Source organism: Candidatus Desulfofervidus auxilii (assembly GCA_030262725.1).
In the GTDB taxonomy this organism is placed as follows: domain Bacteria; phylum Desulfobacterota; class Desulfofervidia; order Desulfofervidales; family Desulfofervidaceae; genus JAJSZS01.
Genome location: JAJSZS010000059.1, coordinates 1 through 4,294, shown reverse-complemented (window position 1 = coordinate 4,294; position 4,294 = coordinate 1). Strand labels below are relative to the sequence as shown.

Sequence of the window (4,294 nt, the reverse complement as noted above, 5' to 3'; positions counted from 1 at the left end):
CCCATCTGTGATCCTCTTCTTTAAATGCAGTTACACAGTCCTCTGGGACTATTATCTTATAGCCTCGATAGAAGGCGTCCGCCGCCGTATGCTTAACACATATGTTCGTATGTATGCCTGTGAGAACCAAAGTATCCACATTTAATTCCCTAAGCAACATATCCAATCCCGTTTCATAGAATGCACTATACCTCCTCTTTTCAACTATGAAATCCTTCTCCTGAGGCTTAAGCTCCTCTATTACCTCCGCCCCCTCAGTACCCTTTATAGCATGGGGTCCCCATTTCTTAAACTCCAGATCAATTTCAGGCAAATGTGCATCATTAGCATATATGATGGGTATTCCCTTTCTCCTCGCGTAATCCAGTAGCCTCTTGATATTAGGTATTATCTGGAGCGCTCTCTCGCACTTGAGCGCACCGTAGACAAAGTCCTTTAGCATATCTATTACTATTATAGCCATCTTAGACATACAGATCCCTCAGTGTCTAGGGATAACTCATAATAAGTGTAATTAACAATAATTGTATATTATAGTTGATAAGTGCAATCCTTAGTAACATTAAATGTACGTAGATCAATACTCTGCTTTCAATCAAATGATAGTAGGACAATTTTTTGCAACCTTTTGAATAAAGTAGGTAGGGCTAGAGTAATACATATATTCTCGTGTGTTAATACATTAACACATGAAAACAATAACTATTAGAGAAGAAGTATATGAAAAGCTCGTCAAACTGAAGAGAGAGGGTGAAAGCTTCTCTGATGTAATTGAGAGATTGCTAAATAGGCCTAGAATTAGTGTAAGGTTCTTTGCTGGAAGGCTTAAGGATAGTGAGGCACTGAAGTACCTTGAGGAGACATGGCTTGAGTTTAGGAGGAGAGTAAAGTTAAGGTGAGTTAATGATCATGCTTGACACTTCTTTCATAATAGATTTGTTTAAAAATCCAGATAGAGTGAAAAAGTACTTTAGCTTAATTGATAAGGAGGGCGCATGTTTAACCTCGATATCATATTTCGAAATTTTTAGAGCGAAGAGATTTATGAGTAAAAGAGAGATCTCATATTTTAATCAATTATTTAGTGCCTATCCAGTTTACACATTCGACCTAGAGGCCTCTGAAAAGGCATCTGAGATATGGATAAAACTTGAAAGACTAGGTGAAACTGTAAGCGTTCTAGACGTTATGATAGGTGGAATAATGTTAGCTAATGGAGTGGATAAGATAATAACAAGAGATAGGGACTTCCAAACAATGAGTAAAGTAGTAGATATAGAGGCAATCATAGTCTAGATGATACTAACTCTACATAAGGTAGCTATCCCCTACGGAGCCTGCTTCATTCTTTTGCAAAAGCTATGTGATACCATCTATATTCGACAATGAAGAATTATGGTTGTAACAGATTTTAAGAAGTACTACGCGATCGAATTCACCATACACTATCACCGAGCCTACAGTTCAATCGAACATTAAGCAAAGGAGAGATATACAAAGTTCTACTAAGATTAGAAGAAAAAGGATTAATAGATAAAAACGTAAAAATTTGTGGATTGCTACATACAAAATCACAAAAGTAATTACATAGGCAGGACATTAACAAAAAGAATTGACAGTAGACCAATTTCAAAAGCCCTAACGAAACTAAGTACAAGCTTTATATTTATGTGCCAAATTAATATCAAAGGTGACTTTAATGTACTTAGATTCGTTTAACGCAACATTGAGGAAGAGCTATTTAGGTAGCTTATTTAGCGTCAAGCATGCTTATAGATTTCACCCCAGGGCTAAAGAGTACCTGCATAGGTTGAAGCAATTAGGTAAGGTTAAGTATGTCAGCTGGGGATGGTATTATATTCCTAAGGAACAGGATGTATGGAGCTTTTTAGCCGAGGATAAAAACTTTAAGGTCGTGATTAAGCAGACAGCTGCAAGCATATGGAACTATGATTTTGTGCATAGAAACATATATAGATTGGCTGTTACGGATAGAAGCTATAAGCGAGCTTTGGAGGAATTCAGTAGAAGTAGAGGATGGATATTTGAAGTCGAAGTTTATGATAAAAAAGTTCCCTATGAATACGTAAGGTTAGGTAATTTATTAGTTGAGTCTTTAGAATCTTCTATTGTTAGTTGTATAACTGAATGGTCTTTCTTAGATGCTCTAGCAACATTATACTTCAGAAAAAATGAGATTAACTTCCATAAGTTGAAGAAATTAAGTAGATGGAAAAGAGTTTCTAGGAGCAATATGCGCGTCTGGACTGTAATAAAGTACAGTTGTAGCTTATTCAACGAAAAAACTGGAAAGGACTTGTTTAAGGTTAGAAAAACTAGTTTAAGCGGTAATATCAAGGAGTTGGTTGATGAAGCTGTAGATAAGGTGATCGAATTTGTCTAAAGCTATAGAGCTTATGAAAAGACGTGAGGAAGAAATACTAAAATTAATTAAGAAAATATCGAGAAGAACGAATTTATTTTCAGATCCTAAGTTGATATTAATAGGTGGATACGCTCTTAGGGCATTCATACCATTTACCAGATATACGAGAGATTGTGACTTCGCCTTAAGAAAAACTAGAGGATGGAAGATCGATAAGCTTAAGGAAATTATGCCTAAGGATTATTCTGTTGAGGCTTTTGAGAAGCGTGGAACCTATAGTTTCTTAAGATGTATAAAGTTTGTTAAGTATGATAGGCTTAGGATTAAGGTTTCCATCGATTTTATGGAGGGTGAGATTAGAGGTAGAGAGGAGAAAGAGATAATTCTGATAGATGAAAAGATGATTAAGAATAGAAAGTTTGTTAAGATACCTATAGCTGATGATCTTGTTAAGCTTCCAGTTCCAAGCTATGTAGATTATTTTATTATGAAGGTAGTATCAGCTAGACCATCCGATATAAGAGATATAGCTTCTCTGATTCTTGATAACGGTATACCTAAAGAGGTTAGGAGAAGGATAAAGGAGATACTGCCCTATCCAGAGATATTTCAGATTAAGTTAAGTAGAAGAATAATTCCAGAGATTAAGGGAAAAACTTTCTTAAATAGTTGGAGAGGAGCATTCGCAACAACGAGGTATACTGAAGGAGATAGACAGAAAATAATAAAAGAATTACAGGAATTATCTCATTCTATTCAAGCTAATATGTCATGAGTGGAGAAATGCTAGATTATTTTGAACTCTACGAGAACTTTCTTGGTCCCTTGAACGTGAACACAATTTCCAAGCACCTATGTCTGATCTACCGATGAAGAGCTCAATATCCTCCCTTAGGTTTTCTGAAACTTCAAATCTGATTCCGCTGGGCACTTCAACCCCTCAAACACGACACCGTGAGAGTACGAATATGTTAAGGACAAGGCGCGCACTTATATAACTACAGTGATTATGTGGGAAGGTCGAAGTTCGGTTAAATTTGTAGGCTAGCCACAGGATAGTATTATTTTCACCATACTCAAAGGAAGAGTAAATATAACTCCCTTCAATTATTTGTGATGATACTCATCCAACTGATCTCAATAGGAGTTCAATTAGCTAATGTAGGCCTGCTCATGTGTATTGCTCTTATAGCCCTTCCAGTTGTCCTCTTACTCTCATTGGTTAGTGGTCATAGACTACATACTGCACTAGTATACTATGTACTTTCATTAATACCCTTCCTCATGTTATCCCACCTCTACGCTATAGGAGTACTAGGCCTTGAGGAAGCATTCAAGGGTTTTCCCTCATTGATATTCACTATAGTATTCCCTATGTTCTGGGAGGCATGCCTAATAAAATCCGCAAAGGACTGGGGGTTTGCGGAGTGGCTAGATGGAATTCTACCAGAACTACAAGCACCCAGCGTTAGCAGGAGGGAGAAGAGGAGATTAGTATTCAAGCTCACTAAGAAGTACTCCGGTAAGGAGAGATCCTATCCAGACCTAGGAGTATTGATGAGCCTCTCGAAGAAAACAGTAGTTGAGATCCTGAGGAGAGGGGGAGGCTTGGACCTCTACATGGCTGTAGTACCCAAGAGGAGGAGAGAGGAGGCTATTAGAGAGTTCCTGGGAAACTACGGGTTCACAGAGATCGATAGAGACCTCAAGACTACAGTCCACAGCACTAAGCCTAGGGATGCGAAAATAATACTCACCGGAGACCCTAGAAGAGAGTACGAGAGACTACCAGACAGCTTCATCCTAGTGGTTGAGAGAGGCAGGACCAGCGATCTCACTTTAATTGAAGGCAGACCCATAGAGACCACCTACATATCGGCCAGTTTAGGCTTTAGAGCCGGGAGAACC

At 38.0% G+C, this 4,294-nt stretch carries 6 protein-coding genes; 5 read left to right on the top strand and 1 reads right to left on the bottom strand.

All coding sequences use genetic code 11. From position 1 onward, the window contains the following. A partial coding sequence (locus LWW95_11775) for a cysteine hydrolase (GenBank protein MDL1957705.1) occupies window positions 1-472 on the bottom strand: 472 nt, incomplete at its 3' end. Between the two features lie 217 nt (window positions 473-689). Between LWW95_11775 and LWW95_11770 the strand changes: the two genes are divergently transcribed. The 5 genes from LWW95_11770 to LWW95_11750 form a co-directional block, all read left to right on the top strand. Then, window positions 690-899: an antitoxin VapB family protein gene (locus tag LWW95_11770; GenBank protein MDL1957704.1), complete on the top strand. Its 210-nt coding sequence runs from the start codon at window positions 690-692 to the stop codon at window positions 897-899. Window positions 900-903: 4 nt separating this feature from the next. Next, a complete protein-coding gene (locus tag LWW95_11765; GenBank protein ID MDL1957703.1) occupies window positions 904-1,296 on the top strand; it encodes a type II toxin-antitoxin system VapC family toxin in 393 nt (130 codons plus the stop codon). 403 nt (window positions 1,297-1,699) lie between these two features. Beyond that, window positions 1,700-2,404, top strand: coding sequence for a hypothetical protein (locus LWW95_11760; GenBank protein MDL1957702.1), 705 nt, complete (start codon window positions 1,700-1,702; stop codon window positions 2,402-2,404). Then, window positions 2,397-3,161 (top strand): nucleotidyl transferase AbiEii/AbiGii toxin family protein, encoded by a 765-nt coding sequence (locus LWW95_11755; protein ID MDL1957701.1) that lies wholly within the window; start codon window positions 2,397-2,399, stop codon window positions 3,159-3,161. Before LWW95_11760 ends, LWW95_11755 begins: the two co-directional genes overlap by 8 nt. 341 nt (window positions 3,162-3,502) lie before the next feature. After that, window positions 3,503-4,294, top strand: a 792-nt coding sequence (locus LWW95_11750) for a hypothetical protein (GenBank protein ID MDL1957700.1), incomplete at its 3' end; no start/stop codon positions are given.

What these genes read in the sequence shown, in the direction of transcription:
- LWW95_11760 (MDL1957702.1), top strand. Translation starts at nt 1,700, where the DNA reads ATGTACTTAGATTCGTTTAACGCAACATTGAGGAAGAGCTATTTAGGT.
- LWW95_11765 (MDL1957703.1), top strand. Translation starts at nt 904, where the DNA reads ATGATCATGCTTGACACTTCTTTCATAATAGATTTGTTTAAAAATCCA.
- LWW95_11770 (MDL1957704.1), top strand. Translation starts at nt 690, where the DNA reads ATGAAAACAATAACTATTAGAGAAGAAGTATATGAAAAGCTCGTCAAA.